This window comes from Streptomyces sp. AM25 (genome assembly GCF_058146165.1).
Map to the genome: position 1 here is coordinate 48,940 of NZ_JBKIWN010000002.1, position 20,465 is coordinate 69,404.

General features: G+C 71.8%; 21 protein-coding genes. 12 read left to right on the plus strand and 9 right to left on the minus strand.

From position 1 onward, the window contains the following. Nucleotides 1-11: 11 nt before the first annotated feature. Nucleotides 12-1,070: a hypothetical protein gene (locus tag ACLHRZ_RS02405; RefSeq protein ID WP_490416506.1), complete on the plus strand. Its 1,059-nt coding sequence runs from the start codon at nt 12-14 to the stop codon at nt 1,068-1,070. Nucleotides 1,071-1,124: 54 nt separating this feature from the next. On the opposite strand, the gene ACLHRZ_RS02410 is transcribed toward ACLHRZ_RS02405, so the two are convergent. Continuing rightward, nucleotides 1,125-2,381 (minus strand): S53 family peptidase, encoded by a 1,257-nt coding sequence (locus ACLHRZ_RS02410; RefSeq protein ID WP_490416507.1) that lies wholly within the window; start codon nt 2,379-2,381, stop codon nt 1,125-1,127. Between the two features lie 320 nt (nt 2,382-2,701). Here ACLHRZ_RS02410 and ACLHRZ_RS02415 point away from each other — a divergent pair, with 320 nt between their 5' ends. Continuing rightward, on the plus strand, nt 2,702-3,730 hold the full coding sequence (locus tag ACLHRZ_RS02415) for a mechanosensitive ion channel family protein (protein WP_490416508.1): 1,029 nt from the start codon (nt 2,702-2,704) through the stop codon (nt 3,728-3,730). 1 nt (nt 3,731) lies between these two features. Here the strand turns inward: ACLHRZ_RS02415 and ACLHRZ_RS02420 are convergent, their stop codons facing one another. The 3 genes from ACLHRZ_RS02420 to ACLHRZ_RS02430 all read right to left on the minus strand — a co-directional run bounded on the left by ACLHRZ_RS02420 (nt 3,732) and on the right by ACLHRZ_RS02430 (nt 5,465). Then, nucleotides 3,732-4,163 (minus strand): hypothetical protein, encoded by a 432-nt coding sequence (locus tag ACLHRZ_RS02420; RefSeq protein WP_490416509.1) that lies wholly within the window; start codon nt 4,161-4,163, stop codon nt 3,732-3,734. 137 nt (nt 4,164-4,300) lie between these two features. Then, nucleotides 4,301-4,945: a class I SAM-dependent methyltransferase gene (locus ACLHRZ_RS02425; RefSeq protein ID WP_490416510.1), complete on the minus strand. Its 645-nt coding sequence runs from the start codon at nt 4,943-4,945 to the stop codon at nt 4,301-4,303. Between the two features lie 70 nt (nt 4,946-5,015). Beyond that, nucleotides 5,016-5,465, minus strand: a complete 450-nt coding sequence (locus ACLHRZ_RS02430; protein ID WP_490416511.1) for a glycine-rich domain-containing protein — start codon at nt 5,463-5,465, stop codon at nt 5,016-5,018. A gap of 170 nt (nt 5,466-5,635) precedes the next feature. On the opposite strand from ACLHRZ_RS02430, the gene ACLHRZ_RS02435 reads away from it, so the two are divergent. Beyond that, entirely contained in the window at nt 5,636-6,400 is a 765-nt protein-coding gene (locus tag ACLHRZ_RS02435; RefSeq protein ID WP_490416512.1) for an XRE family transcriptional regulator, read from the plus strand. A 145-nt stretch (nt 6,401-6,545) separates the two neighbouring features. On the opposite strand, the gene ACLHRZ_RS02440 is transcribed toward ACLHRZ_RS02435, so the two are convergent. The 3 genes from ACLHRZ_RS02440 to ACLHRZ_RS02450 form a co-directional block, all read right to left on the minus strand. Then, nucleotides 6,546-7,574 carry an aminotransferase class V-fold PLP-dependent enzyme gene (locus ACLHRZ_RS02440; protein ID WP_490416513.1) on the minus strand — a complete coding sequence of 343 codons (1,029 nt, stop codon included), beginning with the start codon at nt 7,572-7,574 and terminating at the stop codon, nt 6,546-6,548. A gap of 77 nt (nt 7,575-7,651) precedes the next feature. Beyond that, entirely contained in the window at nt 7,652-7,936 is a 285-nt protein-coding gene (locus ACLHRZ_RS02445) for a hypothetical protein (RefSeq protein ID WP_490416514.1), read from the minus strand. Next, nucleotides 7,933-8,466 (minus strand): DUF4279 domain-containing protein, encoded by a 534-nt coding sequence (locus ACLHRZ_RS02450; protein WP_490416515.1) that lies wholly within the window; start codon nt 8,464-8,466, stop codon nt 7,933-7,935. The genes ACLHRZ_RS02445 and ACLHRZ_RS02450 overlap by 4 nt, the downstream gene beginning before the upstream one ends. Nucleotides 8,467-8,482: 16 nt before the next feature. Between ACLHRZ_RS02450 and ACLHRZ_RS02455 the strand changes: the two genes are divergently transcribed. The 7 genes from ACLHRZ_RS02455 (at nt 8,483) to ACLHRZ_RS02485 (ending at nt 15,745) form a co-directional block, all read left to right on the plus strand. Beyond that, nucleotides 8,483-8,773 (plus strand): hypothetical protein, encoded by a 291-nt coding sequence (locus ACLHRZ_RS02455; RefSeq protein ID WP_490416516.1) that lies wholly within the window; start codon nt 8,483-8,485, stop codon nt 8,771-8,773. 83 nt (nt 8,774-8,856) lie between these two features. Further along, nucleotides 8,857-10,416 carry an MFS transporter gene (locus ACLHRZ_RS02460; protein WP_490416517.1) on the plus strand — a complete coding sequence of 520 codons (1,560 nt, stop codon included), beginning with the start codon at nt 8,857-8,859 and terminating at the stop codon, nt 10,414-10,416. Continuing rightward, on the plus strand, nt 10,413-11,024 hold the full coding sequence (locus ACLHRZ_RS02465; RefSeq protein WP_490416518.1) for a TetR/AcrR family transcriptional regulator: 612 nt from the start codon (nt 10,413-10,415) through the stop codon (nt 11,022-11,024). Before ACLHRZ_RS02460 ends, ACLHRZ_RS02465 begins: the two co-directional genes overlap by 4 nt. An 86-nt stretch (nt 11,025-11,110) precedes the next feature. Further along, entirely contained in the window at nt 11,111-11,581 is a 471-nt protein-coding gene (locus ACLHRZ_RS02470) for a DIP1984 family protein (protein WP_490416519.1), read from the plus strand. 212 nt (nt 11,582-11,793) lie between these two features. After that, nucleotides 11,794-12,093: a hypothetical protein gene (locus ACLHRZ_RS02475; protein ID WP_490416520.1), complete on the plus strand. Its 300-nt coding sequence runs from the start codon at nt 11,794-11,796 to the stop codon at nt 12,091-12,093. An 80-nt stretch (nt 12,094-12,173) separates the two neighbouring features. Beyond that, the gene (locus ACLHRZ_RS02480; RefSeq protein WP_490416521.1) at nt 12,174-12,869 is read left to right on the plus strand and encodes a DNA/RNA non-specific endonuclease; all 696 of its coding nucleotides are present in this window, start codon (nt 12,174-12,176) and stop codon (nt 12,867-12,869) included. A gap of 107 nt (nt 12,870-12,976) precedes the next feature. Further along, the gene (locus ACLHRZ_RS02485; RefSeq protein WP_490416845.1) at nt 12,977-15,745 is read left to right on the plus strand and encodes a helix-turn-helix transcriptional regulator; all 2,769 of its coding nucleotides are present in this window, start codon (nt 12,977-12,979) and stop codon (nt 15,743-15,745) included. 25 nt (nt 15,746-15,770) lie between these two features. Here the strand turns inward: ACLHRZ_RS02485 and ACLHRZ_RS02490 are convergent, their stop codons facing one another. Continuing rightward, nucleotides 15,771-16,940, minus strand: coding sequence for an FAD-dependent oxidoreductase (locus ACLHRZ_RS02490; RefSeq protein ID WP_490416522.1), 1,170 nt, complete (start codon nt 16,938-16,940; stop codon nt 15,771-15,773). A gap of 141 nt (nt 16,941-17,081) precedes the next feature. On the opposite strand from ACLHRZ_RS02490, the gene ACLHRZ_RS02495 reads away from it, so the two are divergent. Then, on the plus strand, nt 17,082-17,672 hold the full coding sequence (locus tag ACLHRZ_RS02495) for a TetR/AcrR family transcriptional regulator (protein ID WP_490416523.1): 591 nt from the start codon (nt 17,082-17,084) through the stop codon (nt 17,670-17,672). Here ACLHRZ_RS02495 and ACLHRZ_RS02500 read toward each other — a convergent pair. Next, entirely contained in the window at nt 17,660-18,916 is a 1,257-nt protein-coding gene (locus tag ACLHRZ_RS02500) for an MFS transporter (protein ID WP_490416524.1), read from the minus strand. The genes ACLHRZ_RS02495 and ACLHRZ_RS02500 overlap by 13 nt on opposite strands. A gap of 186 nt (nt 18,917-19,102) precedes the next feature. Between ACLHRZ_RS02500 and ACLHRZ_RS02505 the strand changes: the two genes are divergently transcribed. Then, nucleotides 19,103-20,458 carry a DUF6002 family protein gene (locus ACLHRZ_RS02505; protein WP_490416525.1) on the plus strand — a complete coding sequence of 452 codons (1,356 nt, stop codon included), beginning with the start codon at nt 19,103-19,105 and terminating at the stop codon, nt 20,456-20,458. Nucleotides 20,459-20,465 lie beyond the last annotated feature (7 nt).

Here is a 20,465-nt window from a genome sequence, read left to right on the forward strand (position 1 = left end):
AACCCATACCTGTGAGAATTTTCCCCCTCATCGTCCTCGCCGTCATGCTCGGCTTCTGGCTGCGGAACCGGCGGCGCGCGGCGAAGCTCGCACGCGAGGCGGCCGTCGCCGGCGCGGACCTGCTGCCGCCGGAGCGCCAGAACACGGACCGGGCCGCCGCCGACCCCGAGGCGGACGCCGTGACGGCGGCCCTCGCCCGGGGCGAATGGGAGCCCGCCGCCCGGGCCCTCGCCGCCGCGGGCACGGACTGGGAGCGCCGCTCCTGCCTCGTCGGCATCGCCTCCGGGCGGGCGGTCCAGGACGACGCCTGGCTGCGGGCCTGGCAGGCCGCGCGCCCCGACGACCCGGACACGGCCGTGATCGACGCGACCGCGAAGGTGTTCGTCGCCTGGGAGATCCGCGGCGGGGGCTGGGCCAAGGACACCACTGCCGAACAGTTCGCGGGCTTCCACCGTGTCCTGCGCGAGGCCCGCGAGGACTTCGGGCGGGCCGCGTCCCTGGCCCGCCCCGACGACCCCACCCCGTACCTGCTGCAGATCCCGCTGTACATGGGCCTGGGCGCCCCGCACGAGGCCTTCCACGAGCTGTGGGCCGAGGTCACCTCCCGCGCCCCGTACCACTACGAGGCGCACTGGCGCGCCCTCAACTACTGGTACGCCAAGTGGCACGGCTCCGCCGAGCTCTCCCGCGACTTCGCGCTCCGGGCCGCCGCAACGGCCCCTCGCGGCAGCCTGCTCACCGTGCTCCCGCTCCTCGACTGGTACGAGGCCAACGACGACAAGGCACCCGACGAGGCCTACGGCTGGCCGGAGGTCACCGCCCTCGTCGACGCCGCCCTGGCCGACGTGGCGGCGGCCCGCCCCGACCATCCGCGGCTGGCCGAAGTCCGGCACCTGCTGGCGTACTTCCTCGCCAAGGCCGGCCGCCACGAGGCCGCCCTGATCCAGTTCCGGCTGGTGGACGGCTACGTGGACGCCGTGCCGTGGCGCTACTACAGGCACTCGGCGAAGGCCTTCTGCGCCATGCGCGACAAGGCGCTCAAGGGCGCCCTGAGCGCTGCCCGGCCGTGACGACACGTGCCCGCCGCGCGAGGCCGTGCGGCGGGCACGATGGGCATTGCGGCGTCAGCCGGTGAAGGCGGCCAGGCCGTTGGGCGTTCCCACTCCGGTCGGGCCGTCGTAGCCGGGCCCGGCGGTGCACAGGTAGGAGGGGGAGCACGTGGCCGTCGAGCCGCTGGTCACGTCGTTCAGCGCGTCCGTGTGTGCGTACGGGAACGAGGCGGGGTACGAACCGGCGGACGGGGTGCCGGCGTCGGCGTATACGCTCGCGATGATCGGCGCGGCGGCGCTGGTGCCGCCGTACACGCTCCAGCCGGAGCCGCCGTAGGTCTGGTACACGGCGACGCCGGTGGCCGGGTCGGCGACGGCGGCGACGTCGGCCACCGTGCGCTGCGCGCAGCCGGTGTCCGTCTGCCAGGCCGGCTTGGTGTCGTAGGCCGAGCACCCGGAGCCGCCGCCCTCGGTGGCGCTGGTGTTCCAGACGCTCTCGCCCCAACCGCGGCTGCTGGAGTCGCGCTTGAGGGAGGTGCCGCCCACGGCGGTGACGTACTGCGAGGCGGCCGGGTATTCGACGCCGTAGCCGCTGTCACCGGAGGAGGCGGTGATGACGACGCCGGGGTGGTTGTAGTAGCTCTCGTCGGAGGAGGTGTCCGAGGCCGACTCGGGCCCGCCGTAGCTGTTGGAGACGAACTGTGCGCCGAGCCGTACGGCGGTGTTGACCGCCGTGCCCAGGTCGGCCGTGCTCGCGGTCTTCGCCTCGACGAGGATGATGCGGGCGTCGGGCGCGACGGCGGAGACCATGTCGAGGTCGAGGGAGATCTCCCCGGCCCAGCCCGTGTTGTTGCGCGGGTAGGTGGTGCCGCCCTGCTCGTCGACCTTCTGGAAGCACCTGTTGCCCGTGGTGCAGGCGGGCAGCCCGTACTGGCTGCGGTAAGTGGCCAGGTCCGACTCGGCGTTGGGGTCGTTGTAGGCGTCGACGATGGCGATCGTCTGCCCGCTGCCGCCGCCGGACGGCAGGTTGTAGGCGCTCTGGAGGTCGGCGGGGCCGTAGCCGGAGGGGGTGGCGTCGGCGGTGACGCCGAGCGCCCTGACGCGCTGGGGCGCGTTGGTCACGCGCAGGGCGTTGCAGGCCATGGCGCCGGGCCTGGTGGCCTTCGCGCAGGAGCGGACCCACGAGGCGCCGTGCGAGGAGCCGGAGGCGGGCTGCGCCTCGGCGGGCGCCGAGGCCACGAGGCCGGAGAGGGTGAGCGCGGCGGCTCCGAGGATGGCGAGGGCGGTGCGGCGGGGGGCCTGGGATCTGTGTCGTGCCGATGCGTTGCGCAACGTACGTCCTCCTGAAGTCGGTTGACCCGGTGGGCGGGTTGCGCAGACCGTAGTTTTGTCGGTGATCATTCAACAATGGGAGGGGGTGATTCCTGGGGAATCCTTGGCCGGTTCATGACACTCAGTGGGCCCGACCCCTGGGTCCCGGTCGTCGGCGGCCGTGGTGCAGGATGATCATCCGCGCGCCGGCCCGCTCCCGTGGCCCGGCGCGATCGTGATTCCTGGGACAGGCAGGTGGAAGTGACGCACCATTACCTCGGCCGAGTTGGCCGAACCGATCGCCCTGGCGGCAGATCCGGGCTCCGGGCAGGGGGAGGCCGGTGAACCGGTCGTTGACGCTGCACGACGCAGTCGTCGCCGGCATCGCGGTGGCCGCGGGGCTGGCCGCGGCGCTCGTTCTGCGGGTGCTTCTCCGCTGGCTCGCCGAACGGGCCCGCAGGACGCGGTGGAGCGGGGACGACATCATCGTCGACCTGCTGCGCACGTCCGCGCCGTGGGCCGCGGTGGCGGCCGGCGTCGCCGCGGGGGCCGCGGCCCTGCCGCTGAACCGCACCGTCGGACACACGGTCAACCAGACGCTGACGGTTGTCGTGATCTTCACGGTGACCCTCACCGTGGCCCGCGTCGTCGGCGGGCTGGTGCACTCCGTGGCGCAGTCCCGCTCGGGCGTGGCGGGATCGGCCACGATATTCGTCAACATCACGCGGATCGCGGTGCTGGCGATGGGCTTCCTCATCGTCCTGCAGACGCTCGGCATATCCATCGCCCCGCTGCTCACCGCCCTCGGCGTGGGCGGTCTGGCGATCGCACTGGCACTGAAGGACACGCTGGCCAACCTCTTCGCCGGAGTGCACATCCTCGTCTCGAAGACCGTCCAGCCCGGCGACTACATCCGGCTCAGCAGCGGTGAAGAGGGCTACGTCGTCGACATCGACTGGCGCAACACCGTGGTGGAACAGCTCGCGAAGAACCTCGTCATCATCCCCAACGGCAAGCTCGCCGGCACGAATATGATCAACTTCAGCCGGCCCGAGCAGAAGCTGTCCGTCACGGTGCAGGTGGGCGTCGCCTACGACAGCGACCTCGAAGAGGTCGAGCGCATCACCATCGAGGTGGCCGAGGGCGTGATGAAGGACGTCTCCGGCGCCGTGCCCGACCATGAACCGGCCGTCCGCTTCCACACGTTCGGGGACTCCCGGATCGGGTTCACGGTGATCCTCGGCGTGGGCGAATTCAGCGACAAGTACCGCATCAAGCACGAATTCATCAAGCGCCTGCACCAGCGCTACCGCGCCGAAGGCATCCGCGTCCCGGCTCCGGAGCGGACCGTCTCGCTGCTGCGGGGCTGAATCAGCAGGCGGGGGCGGCCGGCCCGTTCTGGCGCGTGAGATTGTCGTTCGACATCCAGCCCGAGGTGTTCGTGCCGGCCACGCGGACCCAAGTCCACGTGCTGCCGTAGGCGTTGACGACGGAGCAGTGGTACCAGAGCTTCGTGCCGGACTTGGCGAGGGTCACGGACGGGCACATCCGGTACGGCCCGGTCTGTAGGTGATTGCTGCCGGCCATGTAGCCGTAGGTGCCCGGTTCGGGGTCCGTGTGGCTCCAGCCGGCGCAACTCGCCGGAACAGGGGTCGGCTTCGCGGCGGGGGACGGTGACGTGCCGCTTGTGCGGACGCGCTTGCCGCCGTCCGTAGCCGGGGTGGCGGACGGCGGGGCCGTCGTCGGGTCGCTGCTGTTGCTGTTGCTGTTGCTGTGGGAAGGGGAGTTGCCCCCGGGTCGCACGGCTCGCATCTCGCCGTAGAGGGACGGGCCGACCCTGACCGGGCCGGGTTGCGGGAACGCCGGGCATAGGGCGTTTATGGGCACTGACCTGCGGTTATATTGGGTCGTACCCTCAGATCGCCACTGATCCGTGCCCCTTATCTCTCGGCACGTACGACCAACGTCCCGTCGCACTCACCCGTTGGCGGTCCGATGACCTCCGCTGTGATGTTGGTGAAGCAGGCCGAGAACAAGAGAGCCTCCCACTGCCTGGCTGAGTAGTCCCAACGCGAGACTGCCCGTGCTTCTCGAAGTGATCCCCTTGTTTTCTGGTCAGGTCGGGCTGGCCGGTGCGAAAACGCGAACATGCCACCGGGGGAAAGGCTTTGCCGAACCAGCGGCAAGAGAATGGCCGGGTTGGTGAACCACACAGGACCGAAGATGGACAGCACCACGTCGAAGCTGTGGGGGTGGTCGGACAGAAACTCCGTCGCCTCAGCCGTCTGGAACGTGAGGCCGGGCAGGTCTCCCCAGCGTGCGTCCGCTCTGGCTCGTTGACTGGGTGCGATGTCGACGCCGACGCAATCGGCTCCCAAAGTCGCAAGGTGAGCGAGGTTGCAGCCCGTACCGCAGCCGAGCTCCAGCACGCGGCGACCACGCACCGGGCCGAGCAGGGTCTCATCGGGGCCATGGTCGGGGTACTGCGTCCAGTTCAGCCACGTGGTGGCTCCCGCAGCGTTCATGGTCCTTCTGGGCGTCCTTCCTGCCGCGTACCGTTCCCACGCTGCGGTGACTGCTTCCATGCGGTTCCTTTCACGCGTGGTGGCTCCCCCCGGTCCCGGAGGGAGCCACCTCACCCGGCAGATCGTGCTGCTACTTGCCGCCGACCGGGCTGTCGGTGCAGCCGGCGTGGCACTGAGAGCAGTCGGATTCGCCTGCGTTCCACAGCTCGTGGTCGATGGCGAACCCGGCGTTCTCGATCGCCTGGACGGTGTCCCTGAGCGACAGTGGCTGGCTGCCGCTCTCCTGGGGGAGGTGCGGGACGTGGTGAATGTAGCGTCCGGTGACCGCGGTGCAGAAGGCCGTGTAGTTGACCGTGTCGAGCACGAACGAGTGAACACCTAGGTCGATGCTCGGAGCCGGGCCCATGCGAACGTCGGGGTGCTCACCGGACGCTACGAGGTAGGCGACGGTCTGAGCGAATGTGCGATCGGCGAGACTGCGGTCCATCTCGTGGTCGCGCATGATGAGCCGTACCGCGCGCTCCCAGACGTCCGGTGCCACACAGGCCCGGGGGTTCCGGGTTTCTACTGCTGTTGCCATCGTGCGTCTCCTTTTGATCGCGAGCAGGATCACCGGGACGACGGCCCCTCGGGCCGTCTCTATGCCCGGAGCATGGCCCGCGCTCAGGGACGTTTCCACCGACGTTCCGCGGACGTAGCGGCCTTCTCATCGGTAACGTCAAAAACGCCCAGACAACCGGGGAGGGCCCCTTGAACTTTGCCTTGCGCAACGCTATGGCCGACAAGAAACTGTCACCCCGTCAACTGGCCACCCGTGTAGGGGTGACGACCAAGACAGTGGAACGATGGATCGCAGATGGGGAGCTGATCCCGCATGCACGAAACCGCGTGGACACGTCAGGTGTGTTGGGAGTTGATGAAGCGGTGTTGTGGCCCAAGGCAGTCGGATCGGTCGTCAAGACCGGACCGGATCGAGAGATCATCTCCGCTTATCCGTACCGTTCGGCGTGCCCATCGTCGGTGTGGCGGCAGCTCATCAGTGAGAGCACGCGGGACATCGTCCTCGCCGGGTACACGAACTATTTTTTCTGGATCGAGCAGCCCGCGTTCCACGCCACACTTCGCGTCAAAGCCGACGCCGGTTGCCGCATCCGCTTCCTGCTCGGCGACCCGGACGGCCGTGTGACCGGGCAGCGCGAAGCCATCGAAGATGTGGCCTTCAAGGTGTCCACGCGCATCCGCATCAGCCTGGACGAGCTGGCCAAGCTCTCCGACCTCTCCGGCCTGGAAGTGCGCTTTTCGTCCGACGAGGACGCCACCAACCACGTTGGCCTGTCTGTCTTCCGGTTCGACGAACAGGCCCTCGTCACTCCACACCTCGCCCGGCTCGTCGGCCACGATTCGCCGATGCTGCACCTGCGCAGGCTCCAGGAGGGCGGCCTCTTCGACCGCTTCGCGGAGCACGCCGAGGAGCTTTGGGAGCGCGGGCGTGCCGTCACCCTGAACACGGGATGACCAGGGTTCTGTCTGCTGGTCGTATGGCGGATACGGCCTGTGCACCAGCATCTGCCACCGCCACATCATCGCCACACGACACCCGGAAACAGGCCGACGATGCGGCGCCTGGCGCGGTTTCGAAACGTCCGCTTCGTGTCGCCGGTCAGCGCCGCCGAAGGGCGGCCAGCACCTGCTCGACGTCGTCGGCGGTGTTGTAGAGGTGGAAGCCGAGCCTGGCCTTGCCCGCCCGCGTGCTCGCGGTGATGCCTGCCGCCGCCAGGTCGCCGGCATCGGCGTCCAGGGCCACGATCGCGCTGCCCCGCGCGGGCAGGCCGAGTCGGCCGAGAAGGGTGTCGGCGAGGCCCGCGCAGTGGGAGTGGACGGCGGCCAGGTCCAGGGAAGCCAGGTACGGCAGGGCGACGGCCGCGCCCAGGTGGGCCGGCCAGACCGGCGCGAGGTCGAAGCGGCGCGCCCCCTTTGCCAGGCGCAGGGGCATGCCGTAGACGGTCTGCATGGGTTCTTCGCCCGCGTACCAGCCGGCGACGACCGGCACGGCGCGCTCAAGGGCCCGCGGATGTACGGCTATCCAGGCGGCTCCGCGCGGGGAGAGCAGCCACTTGTACCCGGCGGCGACGACCCAGTCCGCCCAGTCCAGTCGGAGCGGTGTCCAGCCGGCGGCTTGCGTGACGTCCAGCACCACGGGCACGCCGCTGCGTTCGCGCGCCTCGCGCAGCGCGTCGAGGTCCACGCGGGCGCCGTCCGCGGACTGCACGACGCTCACGGCGGCCACGTCGTATTCGGGGAGGGCCGAGGGGAGCGCGGTCAGATCCACCTCGGTCACCGTCACCCCGCGGTGCGCCTGGGCCGCGAACGGGAAGGTGGTGCTGGTGAACTCCCCTTTGGCCACGAGCACCTTGGCCCCGTCCGGCAGACCGGCGGCCACCGGGGCCAGCAGCTGGGACACGGCCGCGCCCACTGCCACGCGCTCGACCGGGACGCCGACGAGGTCGGCGTAGCCCTGCCGGGACAGGGTCACCGCCTCGTCGAAGTCGTCCGGCGTATCGGCCCCGCGCCGCCACCGGTCCACACCGGCGGCCACCGCATCGGCGACCGCGCCGGGCGGAATGCCGATGCTCGGCGTGTTCAGGTACCCGCGGGGAACGTCGAATTCGGCTCCGAAGGCGTCGCGCATACCGCCATGTCTATCAAATGCGGTCTGGGGTTGGGGTGTTCATCGCCTTGCCCGATCCCGTGCTGCCCACCGCTCTGTCATGCTCGGGCAGCATGGCCGACGACGAGGCGCTCGTGCGTCCTGCAACGGACGCCGACCGTGCAGGAGTCCTGGCTCCGGCACCCCGGCTTGCCGAGGGCGTCGCGGCATGGCGGGATCACGCGGCGGCGGTCCGGGCCGCCGGCACATGGCTGGCGGAGTCGATGGCCGCTGCCGGCGAGGGGCGGGCCGGGGTGTTCGTCGCCATCCGCGGCGACCTGGTCGTCGGGGTGGTGGCGGTGGAGGAACAGCGCCACTACACCGGGGTGCTGGACGGCCGTCAACCAGCGGCGTGCTCCACGTGTTCCTCCTCGTCCTCGTCATCGTCGACGGCCGGCGGACAGAGATCCATGACCATGTCCAGCCCGAGGGTTCCGATCTCCTTCAGCAGTGGTGCGGAAAGCTCGCAACTTCCTTGTCCGTTCTCGCTGCTGTAGCCGAGGAAGAGATCCATGAAGCATTCTCCGGCCAGTCCGTCGAGCACGTCATGCCTCTCGCGCACCCGGCTCACCAGAACCTCGACGTGCTCGTGGAGGGGACGGCTGGTCTCCAGCCCGCTCTCCAGAATCCACACCGACGCTTCCCGCCGCCGGCTCGTGGGATTCCGGGGACTGTACAGGCTCCCCTTCTCGAAGGCACGGTCGGGCTCGATCCCCAGCCGCGCCGTCACCTCCCGGGCGGTCACGGTTTCACTCGTGATCCGCAGCGAACCGGTGGCCCACTTGCCGTCCTCCATCGGCGGCTCTTGCCCCGTCTCCAGTTCCGTCACCGGCCCCGCAATTTCATTCGTCGCTCGATACGCAAAAATACTCACTATGAGTGATTATTCCATGTCCATCCCGTTTGACCGACTGCGTGCCGCCCTGGACGTCGCGCTCCGGCACGTGGAAGCGCAGCACGGTGATTCCGTCGCGCTGACGGAGGACTGCTTCTGGTCCGTTCCGCAGGAAGATCTCTACGACATGGGGCACAAGCCGACGGAGCTCACGATCGGCTCCTTGGCGGACTCCTGGGAGTGGGTCGAGAAGCTGCCCGACGAGCCCGGCGACGCCATCGACCACCACCTCGTCCGGCTGTCCGAGATCCTGCGGGCGATCGGCCACGCGCGGTCGGCGTCGTAGACCCGGGGCTGTCCGGGCGGATCCCGCCACAGCACCGTCCCGCCCCTATGTCATCATGTGATGACATCGCTCGATGACATGAAATGGGGGAACCTGTGGAGGCAGGGGACATACGGGGAGCAACGGCCCCCGCCACGTGGCGGCAGCGGGCGCTGGTGCCCGTGCTCGTCTATCTCGGCATGGTCGTGGCCATGGTCAGCAGCCTCGGTGCGCCGCTGGTGCCGCGTATCGCCGTCGTCGACCACGTCTCGCCGGCCACCGCCCAGTGGTCGCTGACCATCGCCCTGCTCGTCGGGGCCGTCGCGACCCCGACCATGGGGCGCCTCGGGGACGGGCCCCGGCGCCGGGCCGTGATCCTCGGTGCGGTGGGCGTCGTGCTGGCCGGCAGCGTGCTGGCGGCGCTGCCGCTGGGCTTCGGTGCGCTGCTCACGGGGCGGGCCCTGCAGGGCGTGGGCCTCGGGCTGATACCGCTGGCCATCGCCACCGCGCGGGAGAGCCTGCCCGCCGAGCGCTCGCGGCCGGCGGTCGGGGTGCTGTCGATCACCCTGGTCGCCGGAGTCGGCCTCGGCTACCCGGTCACCGGCCTGCTCACCCAACTCTTCGGCCTGCACGCCGGGTTCTGGCTCGCGGCCGTCATCAGCGCCGTCGCGCTGGCCGCCGCAGCGGTCGTCCTGCCGCCGACGCGGCACCTGACGCCGCAGCCGCTGGACGTGTTCGGCGCGGTGCTGCTCGGCGTCGCGCTCGCCGGAGTGCTGCTCGTCCTCGGCGAGGGGGAGTCCTGGGGCTGGACCTCGGCCCGCCTGCTCGGACTGGCCGGGGCCTCCCTCCTCCTGCTGCTGTGGTGGACGGTGCACGAACTGCGCACCCCGCACCCGCTGGTGGACCTGCGGCTCGTCCGGCACCCGGTGGTGCTCACCGCCGACGTGACGGCCGTGATCGCGGGCCTGGGCATGTACGTCCTGATCTCCCTGGTGACCCGCTACGCGCAGACCCCGGCGACGGCGGGCTACGGCTTCGGTGCGTCCGTCGTCGTCACGGGCATGATCCTGCTGCCGTTCTCGGCCGCCAGCGTCGTCTCCAGCAAACTGGCCGGTGTCCTGGCGCGGCGCGTGTCCACCGGTGCGGTGCTGCCGGTGGGCTGCACGGTGTCCCTGCTGGCGATGGCCGTGTTCGGCTTCGCCCGCGGCAGCCTCTGGGAGCTGTTCCTCGCGATGGGCATCGCCGGACTCGGCGTCGGCTGCACGTTCGCGGCCATGCCCGGCCTCGTCGTCAGCGCGGTCCCGGCGCACGAGACGGGCAGTGCCATCAGCTTCAACCAGGTCCTGCGCTGCGTCGGCTACTCCGCGGGCAGCGCGCTGAGCGCGACCGTTCTCGAGGCGCACACCCCGGCGGGGCGGACGCTGCCGTCCGCCGACGGCTACCAGACCGCTGCGCTGCTGGGATGCGCCGTGTGGCTGGTTACCATCGTGGTCACCGTCGTCCTGCCCGCGCGCTCCCGCGCGGCGGGCACCGCGCGTGCCGGGGCGACGGTGCACGTGGCGGCGGGGGAGAAGGGCGCCGTCGGTACGGCCCCGGACAGCGGCAACCCCGCGCCCGCGGCCGGCCCGGCGCGGTGCGCATCCGACGAGCGGAGGTCCCCATGAGCCCCGAGCAGCAGGCACCGTCCGGGGGCGGGAAGCCGGCCTCCCGGCGCCGCGACGCCGGCCGCACCCGCGAGCGGCTGCTCGACGCGGCACGGGAGCTGTTCACCGAGCGCGGCTTCGACCGCACCACGACCCGCGAGATCGGGGAACGCGCGGGCGCGGACCCGGCGTTGATCGCCCGCTACTTCGGTGGCAAGCCGCAGCTGTACCTCGCGTCGCTGCGCGCCGAGTCCGACCGGGCGATCCCCGCCGACCTGCTCGACGAGGAGCGGCTGCTCGGCCTGCTGCGCAGGATCACCGACCACGGTCCGGGCCCGGTGACCCGGGCCACCGTGGTGCCCTACAGCGACCCCGTCGTCCAGGAGGCCGCCCGTACGCAGCTGTACGAGCGGCTGGTCGACCCGCTGAGCGAGCACTTCGTCCGGGACGGCGTTCCCCGGGCGCAGTTGCGGGCGGAGCTCGCGGTGGCGGCGCTCACCGGCGTCGTCCTCGCCCGTGACGCGGGCGCGCTCACGGAGCTCGCCGCGGCGGACCCCGGCGAACTCGTCGGCCTCGTCCGGGTCCTGCTGAGCGGGGCGGCACGGCCCGTCGGCGACGAGGCGGCCTGAGACGAGGCGGCCTGTTCGGAAATCCAGGTGCGGTGATGCGGGTCCGCAACGGATACTCGTGCGAGTTCACGAAGGAGGTGGAGACGATGAAGCTTGCCGAGGCACTGGCGGAACGCGCGGAAGCGACACGGCGCGTGGAGCAGCTGCGAGCGCGCGTCGTCGGCAGCGCGCGGTACCAGGAGGGCGAGACACCCGCCGAGGAGGCGTCACAGTTGCTGGCCGAGGCCGGTGAGGTGCTGGACTCCCTGGAAACGCTGATCCGGCGGATCAACCGCACCAACGCGGCCGTGCAGATGGCCGAGGACGGCACGCTCACCGACGCGCTCGCGCGCCGGGACGTGCTGCGGCTGCGCCACTCGGTGGTCACCGCGGCGGCGGATGCGGCGGCGGGCTCGGGCGACCGGGGATACGGCCGGCAGCTGCGGTCCGAGCTGATGATGCTCTCCGCACTCCCGGTCGCGGAGCTGCGTGCACGGGCGGACATCCTGGCCCGCGAGATCCGCGAGATCGACATGCGGATCCAGCGGACGAACTGGGAAGCCGACTTGCTGGACTGACCGGTTCCGGCAAGTGCCGGGACCAGCGCAGCGACAAGTGCAGGACGATGCGGAGCAGGTAGCCGTACCGGAGGCGTGCACACACCGAGGGTCGGCGGTTTCCGGTCCACTCCTGGCGCGTGAAGAGCAACGCAGGGGGTTCGATTCCCCCATGACGACGCAGCTCAGCATCGCGTACAGGTAACGGTGCACACAGCACAGCACATCACCACGTGCAGATCCGGGGCGGCGAGGGCGGGTTCGGGGTTTCCCGCATCGTCGGCGAGTGGGGGCGGGGCATGGCGACGGACGTCCTGTGCCCCGCCGAGAACCACGGTTTCATGGAGCCCCTCCCGCTCCACGGCCGGCGCCGCTGCGAAGGGCCGGCGGCCGTCGAACGCGTCAAGGCCGTCCTCGAACCACTGTGCAAACGCGGCGACTTCGCCCCGGAGAGCACCCGCAAGGCGCTCGGCGGCCTCGCTGCGACCGCCCCGCCGGCGGCCACTGACCGGTCTCCTCTCTCGTACCTCTGAGCTGCGGCGTCAATCGTCCGTTGATCCGAGGGTGGTGCACTGCTCCGCAGTCACTCCGACCACGAGAGAGGAAACGTTTCATGACCGTACGACCCACCTCACCCGCGCACCTCCGCCTCTGGGCCGCCGCCGGGCTGGCGGGCGCAGTGACCGCGGGCGTGCTGGCGACCCCGGCCGCTGCGGTGGCGCCTGCGGCACCTGCGGCATCGGTGCCGTCTGCAGCCGGATTACGCGCGGACTACCCGTGCGATGAATACCTGACGGCCTATAAGGGCCAGACCGTCCGCTCGACCTGGACCTTCCACATCGACGCCCTGGGACGGCCCGAGTGGGCACTGGCCGGCAATCTGTCCGCCGGCAGGTCCCCGCGCACCGCGTGCGAGACGACGGTGGGGAACATGGGCGGCAAGGGCTATGACGGCGGCCATCTGATAGCCAGTACGCTGAAGGGTGTCAGCAAGCGCATCAACCTCGTGCCGATGCGGCACTCGGTCAACATTGGCATCTACAAGATGTTCGAAAACGGCGCAAAGAAATGCCTGAAGGTCCCAGGCATGCAGGTCACCAACTACAGTGCTGTAGCGCGCTATCCCGCAGGGTCGTCCGTGACACCCGACAGCTTCACCGTATCGATGCTGCCGAGGAAGAAGGGGGCAGTGAACCAGCAGATCAAGCTGGACATTCCCAACAAGGACCTCTCCCCGCAGAAGGTCGCCGCACTCAAGAGGACGCTCAACGCCGGCCTCACGGCGAACAAGTGCGGCACCGTGTCCTGAAGGTGTTCCCCGGTGGGAGCGCCTGTCCGGTGCTCCCATGGCGGGAACCGTAATCCCCCTGCAGGATGTTGACCACATACCGAGAGGGAGGGCTGCGCGTGGGAAGCATGCTTCTTGAACGTGACGAAGCATTGGCGGAGGCGGCGAGAGCCGGAAAATCCGCGCGGTCCGGGAACGGCCGTTGGGTGTTGTTCGGTGCGACGACGGGCCTGGGGCGCACCGCTCTGCTGGAAGAAGTGATACGGCGCGAGGCGGCGGCAGGCGGTATGCGCGTGCTCCATGCGCGCTGCTCGCCCGATGAATCGGCGTTTCCTTTCGCTCTGCTCCGCCAGATCTTTCCCGAGCTGGGGATTCCCTTCGCGGACCTGCCGACCGCCGAGGAACAGCGGACCTTCCACCGTCTCGTGACCGGCCTGGCCCGGACCGCCGCCCGGCAGCCCGTGCTCCTGGCGGTCGACGATCTGCACGACGCCGACGCGGTGTCACGCCGCTGGATCGCCTACCTGGCGCGCCGGCTGGCGGGGTTGTCCGTACTGCTGGTGGTCACCGAGCGCCAGGAGGCGGGCCCCACCGTCCAATGCAATGCGTGGGGCAGGCCCATGACGCTCCGCCCGCTCGGCCCGTCGGCCGTCGCCCGGCTCGTGGACGCCTGTCCGCCGCCCGCCCGCGGGCACGGTGCCGACCGGGCCGGGCTGTGCGTCCGGGCATGCGCCGGCAATCCCGCGCTGGTGCACGCCCTCCTCGCCGACCTCGACGGGGGACCGCTGCCCGACCAGCTCTCCGACCTGGCCGGAAGCCGCTACCGCGACGCGATCGCCCAGTGGTTACGGAGCCGGGTCACCCCGGGGTCGCGCCGCGTCGCCGTGGCGCTCGCCATCGCCTGGGGAGGTCCCGCGGTCCCCCGCAAGGCACTGCTCCGCGAGGCCGCCGGCCTCGGTCCGGACCACCGTGCCCTGCCCGCGGGCACGTCCACCCACGGCCGTCTCCTCTCCCACCGGCTGGCCCGCGCAGCCGTGCTCGCGGCGACCGATCCGGCCGAACTGGACGAGCTGCGCGGCCGGTTCGCCCGCCTGCTCGACGAGCACGGTGCGCCCGCGGCCACCGTCGCCGCCCACCTGCTCCACATCGACGGGCCCGGCGAGGAGTGGATGACGCAGTCCCTGGAGGACGCGGCCGAGGACGCCGCGCGCGACGGGCGCATCGAGGAGGCCGCCGCCCTCCTCCGCCACGCCCTCACCGCTCCGCTCGCCCCCGCCCGCAGCTCCCGGCTCGCCCTGCGCCTCGGCGGCCTGGAACTGCCCCGCAGCGCCGACGCCGGCATCCGCAGGCTGCGCACGGCGCTGGACCTGCAGGTCGATCACGAGGAACGCGCCGCCGTCGCACCCGCCCTCGGCGCGGCGCTCGTCGCGCGAGGCCGCACGGACACGGCCATGGACGTCATGCGCCAGGCGGGCAGCGCCCTGGAGGACGACGAGCACGTGCGGGTCCTGCAGACCACCGCCGCCATGATGGCCTCGCACGACGCGGTCGCCTGGCGCAACGCCGTCGCCCGCATGCGGGAGCTGGCGGCGACGGCCCCCGCCGGCATCCAGCCGTTCGCCTGCGGCCTGGTCACCGTGTACGAGGCCGGGACCGGCCGGCTGTCGGCGGCCGAGGCCGTCAGCCGCGTTCTGCCGTGCCTGAAGACGGCGGTGGACCCGCGGATCCGTACCGGCTGGCTGGCCAACGCGGCCACGTTGCTGCACTGGGCCGACCGGCTGGACGAGGCGCGCGCCCTCACCGACGAGTGCCTCCCCGTGCCGCCCGTGCTCCCGGACCTGACGGACGTCGGCCGGCAGTGCCTGGTCGTCATCCGTGCCGAAACAGCCCTGTGGGCCGGTGACTTCCGGCGCGTGGTCGCCGAGAACGCCCCGCTCCTCGACGCCTGCACCGGCCAGGGCCTCCGTATGCCCCATCTGAGGTCCGTGGTGGCACTCGCCTGCTACGAGCTCGGCCACCGCGCCCGGGCCTGGCGGCTGCTGGACGCCGTCGACGAGAAGGACGAGGAGCGCACCGGCAGTTCATGGAAGTGGGAGGAAGCGCGCTATGCCAGGGCCCTTCTGCACGCCGCCGAGGGCAGATGGCAGGAGGCGCTCGACAACTACCTCGCCTGCGGCCGGGGTCAGGAGGCACGCGACATCGTCAGTCCCGCGCTCACACCCTGGCGGTCCGGCGCGGCCCACGCCCTGGTCCGGCTCGGACAGCCGGAGCGTGCCCTGGGGCTGGCCGAGGCGGAGCTGCGCCATGCGCGGACCTGGGGGACCCCCCGCACGGTCGGCCGGGCGTTGCGGGCCCACGCCGCGGCCGTGGGCGGCCGCCACGGCCTCGCATCGCTGAACGAGGCCGTGGACGCGCTGAGGCAGGCGCCCGCCCCCGTGGAGCTCATCGAGGCCCTGATCGACCTGGGCCACGCACGGATCGGCGCCGGGAACGGCCGCAAGGGCCGCAGCGATCTGCACGAGGCCCACACCCTGGCGCTGCAGCTTCTCGGTCCCGACCCCGCCGCCGGACGCCTGGTCCGTGCCGCCGAGAACGCCCTGAAGGCCGGGGGCGCCCGCAGGATCGGCCAGGTCACGACGGGCAGCGCCGCACTCACCCGGGCCGAGCGGCGCATCGTCGAACTGGCGGCCCGCGGGCAGACGAACGCCGAGATCGGCGCGGCGCTCCATCTGGCCCGCAGGACGGTGGAGACCCATCTCACCAACGCCTACCGGAAGCTCGGTGTGACGCGCCGTACCCAGCTGGCGTCCAGCTGGGACGGAGCGGGTGCCTCCGGGGCCGCCTCCGCCGGGCAGGACGAGGAGGACGAGGAGGAGGGCGTGACCGCGTCCGCCTGACCGGGAGCCCGGGTGCCGCCCGGGCTCAACCGGCCATGGCAGGGCCCGAGTCGGGGGCGGCGTCGGCAGGCCAGAGGTCGTCGGGGAAGAGGGCGTCGTCGGAGTCGCCCTCGGGCATCAGGGCGGCGAGCATCTGCCGGGCGTCCTCCGCGATGTCGGCGGCGCGGGGCAGCATGACGCTCTCGTAGGCATGCAGGGCCTCGTCGACGGTGGCGTGGCCGGCGACGGCCTGGGCGAGCTCGGCGCCGTCGAGCAGGGCGAGGTTGGCGCCGACGCCGACGGGCGGCATCAGGTGGGCGGCGTCGCCGAGCAGCGTGACGCCGGGGACGCGCTGCCAGGTGTGCGGGACGGGAAGGACGAACATGGGCCGGTTGACGAAACCGCCCTCGTTGTCGCGCAGGACGTCCAGCAGGCTCTCGTCCCAGCCCTGGTACCGGGCGAGGAGGCGGGCGCGTACGGCTTCGGTGTCGGCGAGGTCGAGGCCGGCGTGCCAGTCCTGGGGGCCGCGGAAGGCCACGTAGGCGCGGACGTGTCCGTTGCTGTTGCGCTGCACGAAGATGCTGTGGTTGCCCGCCTTGGCCGACATGGTTCCGCGGCCGACCAGGCGGGCGATGCCGGGGTGCCGGCGGTCGGTGTCGTCGAAGAGGGTCTCCACCATCGTGACGCCGGCGTAGGCGGGTTGGGCGCCGGAGAGCGCGGGGCGCACCCGGGACCAGGCCCCGTCGGCGCCGACGACCAGGTCGAACTCCTCGGCGGTGCCGTCGTGGTGGTGCAGGCGGGCGGTGCCGCCGGGGAGCGGGGTGACGGACTGTACGGGGCGGCCCCAGCGGATCGTGCCGGGGGCGAGGGAGTCCAGCAGGAGGGTGCGCAGCTGGCCGCGGTCGATCTCGGGCCTGCTCAGGTCGCCTTCGCCGGCCTTGTCGTGACGTATGAGGGTGGCGTGGCGGTCGTACATGCGCCACTCCTGGCTCTCGGGCCGGGACAGGGCGAGGAACCGGTCGAACAGTCCGGCGGCGCGCAGCGCGACCTGGCCGGTGTCCTCGTGGATGTCGAGGGAGCCGCCCTGCGTGCGGGAGCCGGGGCCGGTCTCGCGCTCGAAGACCGTGACCGGCACGCCGTGCTGCTGCAGGACGCGCGCGCAGACGAGGCCGCCGGGACCGGCGCCGACGACTGCGATGCGAGGGGTGGTGGACATGAGGGCCACGCTCCGTTCTGCGGATGAAGACGGATGAAGTGAGTACTGACAGAACCACAGCAGCTGCAAAAGTACAACCGCTCCGACTTTCCTGTCGATCCGTTTTTCGATCGGATCCGCTCAAGGGGGTAGGGTGGGGGCATGGCCGAGACGACGACAGGGCGCCGCGAGCGCAAGAAAGCCCGTACCAGGCAGGCCCTGGCGGACGCCGCCATGCGGCTGTTCACCGAGCGCGGCTTCGACGACGTCGGCGTGCGCGAGGTCGCGGAGGCGGCCGACGTCTCGCTGAGCACGCTCTTCAAGCACTTCCCCAGCAAGGAGGCGCTCGTCTTCGACCTGGACGCGGACGTCGAGAGCGCCCTGGTCGCCGCCGTCCGCGACCGGGAGCCCGGCCGGTCCGTGCTGCATGCCCTGCGCGACCACATGGTGCACACCCATGCCGCCGTGCGGGCCGACGACCCCTTCTTCGTCCTCGTCGAATCCACCCCCGCACTGCGGGAACACGCCCGGCGCATGTGGTCGCGCTACGAGAAGGCGCTGGCCGCCGCCCTCGCCGAGGCCACCGGCCTCGCCCCGGACGCCCCCGCCGTCACCGGTCTGGCGCGCTTCGCCCTGGAAGCCCCCGGTATCGCCCGCGCGACCGAGGACCCGGCCCGGACCGTGCGCGAGCTGTTCGACCTGCTGGAGGGCGGTTGGGGCGGTACCCCGCTGGCGCAGGGTCAGGAGGAGTGACCCGGCGAGGCCCTCCTCGCCCTCAACGCCCGTACCCCCGGCGCCAGCAGCGCCGCCGTCGACGCCAGGACGACCACGTCCGCACACCCCAGCAGGACCACGTCCGCCCCGGCCGCCGCGGCGAGCGGACCGGCCACGTAGAGCCCCACCGGCGCGAGCGCCAGCGAGCCGAACCAGTCGTAGGAGCTCACTCGCGCCAAGGCCGCCGCCGGCACCTCCCGCTGGAGGGTCGTCGCCCACAGCACCCCGAAGACGTCCCACGACACTCCGGCGAGGAAGGCCGTCGCGACGGTCGGCCACAGCGGCGCGTGCAGCCCCAGCAGCAGCATCGGCGCCGCCGCCGGGAAGGTGGCCAGCACCGCGACGAGCATCGGGCGCCGCGGGCGCAGCCGTGCCGCCAGGGCGGCTCCCGCGATCATGCCCACCGCCTGCGCCGCCACCACCGTGGACCAGGCCCGGGCCCCGCCCAGGCCGTGCTCGCTCACCAGCGGGCCGAGCACCCCGGTCTCCGCGCCCACCGCCGCCACGACGAACGTGTACTGCAGCACCACCACCCACAGCCACTGGCGCGACGCGAACTCCCGCCAGCCGTCGCGCATATCGCTCCACCCCGAGCCCATGGCCGTACGCCGCAGCGGTGTGCGCACCCGGATCCCCGCGATGAGGCCGGCACCCGCCAGGAACGACGCCGCGTCGACCGCCAGCGCCCACCCTGCGCCCACCAGGGAGACCACCACGCCCGACAGTGCCAGCCCCAGCAGCATGGCCGTGTTCATCCCCACGCGCAGCACCGCGTTCGCCTGTGTCAGCCGGTCCGCCGGCACGATCTCGGGGACCACGGCCGTCATCGCCGGGGAGAACAGCGCGGTCGCCAGCCCCGCCACCGTGGCCAGCCCGGCGAGCCCGGCCAGGGGCGCGTGCTCCGTCAGCGTCATCGCCGCGAGCCCCGCGTAGGCGGCGGCGCCGGTCAACTCCGCGGCGGCCAGCAGCCGGACGCGGGGGACCCGGTCGGCGATCACCCCGCCCACGAGGACGAACAGCAGCTGGGGGAGCACCTGGCAGGCCAGCACCAGGGACAGTTCACCGGGCGTCGACCCGGGCAGCCCCAGGACGGCGAAGGACAGTGCCACGCGCGCGAACCCGTTGCCCAGCACGGAGACGGTGCGGGCCCAGGAGAGGAGGACGAAGTTGCGGTCCCGCAAGGGGGCGACGGCCGGCAGGGGCCGCAGGGAGGTGTCGCTCACGTCGTCAAGTGTCCGGCCGGGCACGGCGGAAGCGGCATCGGATACCGCCGCCGGAAGGCCCCGCAAGGTGGCCGGTAAATATCTCCAGGAACCGGATATTCCGGAGATATACTCGACCACCGCACGCCCACGGGGGACGGCCGCTCTCGGCGATGCCGAGCCTGCCGGAAGGACGGAAGCGGGCCCATGGCGCCACGCAGGCGAGCTGTTCTGGACAACGCGATCGCCCACTACTACGACCGGATCCGGTCGGCGCTCGACCACGTCCGCGAGCACGGCACGGGCGGCGGCGACGCACCGGAGCAGCGGCTTCCGCAACTCGACGGCGCCACACGGGAGTTCTTCTCCGCCTCCGGGCTCGCCTCGGCCGTCCTCGGCACGTACCACGGCGTGCGGCTGACCCTCCTCGACCTCATGCGCAACCCGGGCACCCGCACCACCAAGACCTTCGCCTCCCTGGTCATCGTGGCGCGCGCCGTGCGCCACATCCACGAGACGGGGGAGCCCTTGATGCTCCTCACCCCGTCGTCGGCGAACAAGGCCACCGCCCTGCGCGACGCGGTGCTCCGCGCCGTCGACGCCGGCCTCGTCACCCGCGACCAGCTGCGCATCGCCTGCGTCGTCCCCCGGGAGTCCGTCGCCAAGGTGTGGCACTCCCGCCTGGCCGCCGATCCCGGACTGTGCGAACGCAACCCCGTCGTCGTGCACGACGGCTCCGGCGCCGCCGTGAAGGCCCTGGCACAGGAAGGCGCCGAAACCTGTGCGGAGGAGCTCCGGCGAGTGGCCGGAGTGCGCATCTGGCATACGCTCGACCTCGACAACTACCGTGCCGCGGACACCGTACGGGCCTTCTACGAGGCCGAGTTCCACCCGCTGCCCGACGGCAGGATCCGCTGGCACTCGCACGCCGTCTCCAGCGCCTTCGGGCTGTTCGGCCACCACCTGGGCACCCGGCTCCTCGCCGCGGAGCCGGGTGCGCGGGACGACCCGCCCGGCTATCTCCTCGTCCAGCACCTGCGGACCCCGGACATGGTGCAGGACCTGTACGCCGGCGCCGCGTCGCCCCCGTACCGCCGGCACCCGGTGAGCGGCCTGTTCGTCCAGAACGCCAACCCGGTGTTCCCCGCGGCCGCCTACGACCCCCGCGAGAGCATCGACCCCACCTTCTACACCGAGCGGCCGGCCACGGCGCCGCGGATGAGCGCGCTGATCCGGGAGCAGGGCGGCAGCGGCATCGTGGTCTCCCTCCACGAGTGCCTCGGCCGCTACGCACAGGTCCGCGCCCTGGTGGCGCAGGCGGACGTGCAACTCCCGGCGGATCCCCGGAAGTTGCGGGAGTGGTCGCTGGTGATGGTGGTGACCGGCACGCTGCTGGCCGTCGAGCGCGGACTGGTCCGCGCCGACGAGGTCGTCCTGCACGGCTCCGGCTCGTACGACGACGGCGACTACACCCCGCTGCCCCCCGACACCCTCCGGCCCGCCGGACAGCTGAGCGACCTGGCCGAGGTGCTGCACAAGGCCGCGGGCGTCCAGGACACGTGAGGCGGCC

Coding starts and splice junctions, on each gene's coding strand:
- ACLHRZ_RS02495 (WP_490416523.1), top strand. CDS start 17,082: ATGGCCGAGACGACGACAGGGCGCCGCGAGCGCAAGAAAGCCCGTACC.
- ACLHRZ_RS02490 (WP_490416522.1), bottom strand. CDS start 16,940: ATGTCCACCACCCCTCGCATCGCAGTCGTCGGCGCCGGTCCCGGCGGC.
- ACLHRZ_RS02430 (WP_490416511.1), bottom strand. CDS start 5,465: ATGGCAACAGCAGTAGAAACCCGGAACCCCCGGGCCTGTGTGGCACCG.
- ACLHRZ_RS02455 (WP_490416516.1), top strand. CDS start 8,483: ATGTCCATCCCGTTTGACCGACTGCGTGCCGCCCTGGACGTCGCGCTC.
- ACLHRZ_RS02460 (WP_490416517.1), top strand. CDS start 8,857: ATGGGGGAACCTGTGGAGGCAGGGGACATACGGGGAGCAACGGCCCCC.
- ACLHRZ_RS02465 (WP_490416518.1), top strand. CDS start 10,413: ATGAGCCCCGAGCAGCAGGCACCGTCCGGGGGCGGGAAGCCGGCCTCC.
- ACLHRZ_RS02505 (WP_490416525.1), top strand. CDS start 19,103: ATGGCGCCACGCAGGCGAGCTGTTCTGGACAACGCGATCGCCCACTAC.
- ACLHRZ_RS02480 (WP_490416521.1), top strand. CDS start 12,174: ATGACCGTACGACCCACCTCACCCGCGCACCTCCGCCTCTGGGCCGCC.
- ACLHRZ_RS02470 (WP_490416519.1), top strand. CDS start 11,111: ATGAAGCTTGCCGAGGCACTGGCGGAACGCGCGGAAGCGACACGGCGC.
- ACLHRZ_RS02485 (WP_490416845.1), top strand. CDS start 12,977: ATGCTTCTTGAACGTGACGAAGCATTGGCGGAGGCGGCGAGAGCCGGA.
- ACLHRZ_RS02425 (WP_490416510.1), bottom strand. CDS start 4,945: ATGGAAGCAGTCACCGCAGCGTGGGAACGGTACGCGGCAGGAAGGACG.
- ACLHRZ_RS02440 (WP_490416513.1), bottom strand. CDS start 7,574: ATGCGCGACGCCTTCGGAGCCGAATTCGACGTTCCCCGCGGGTACCTG.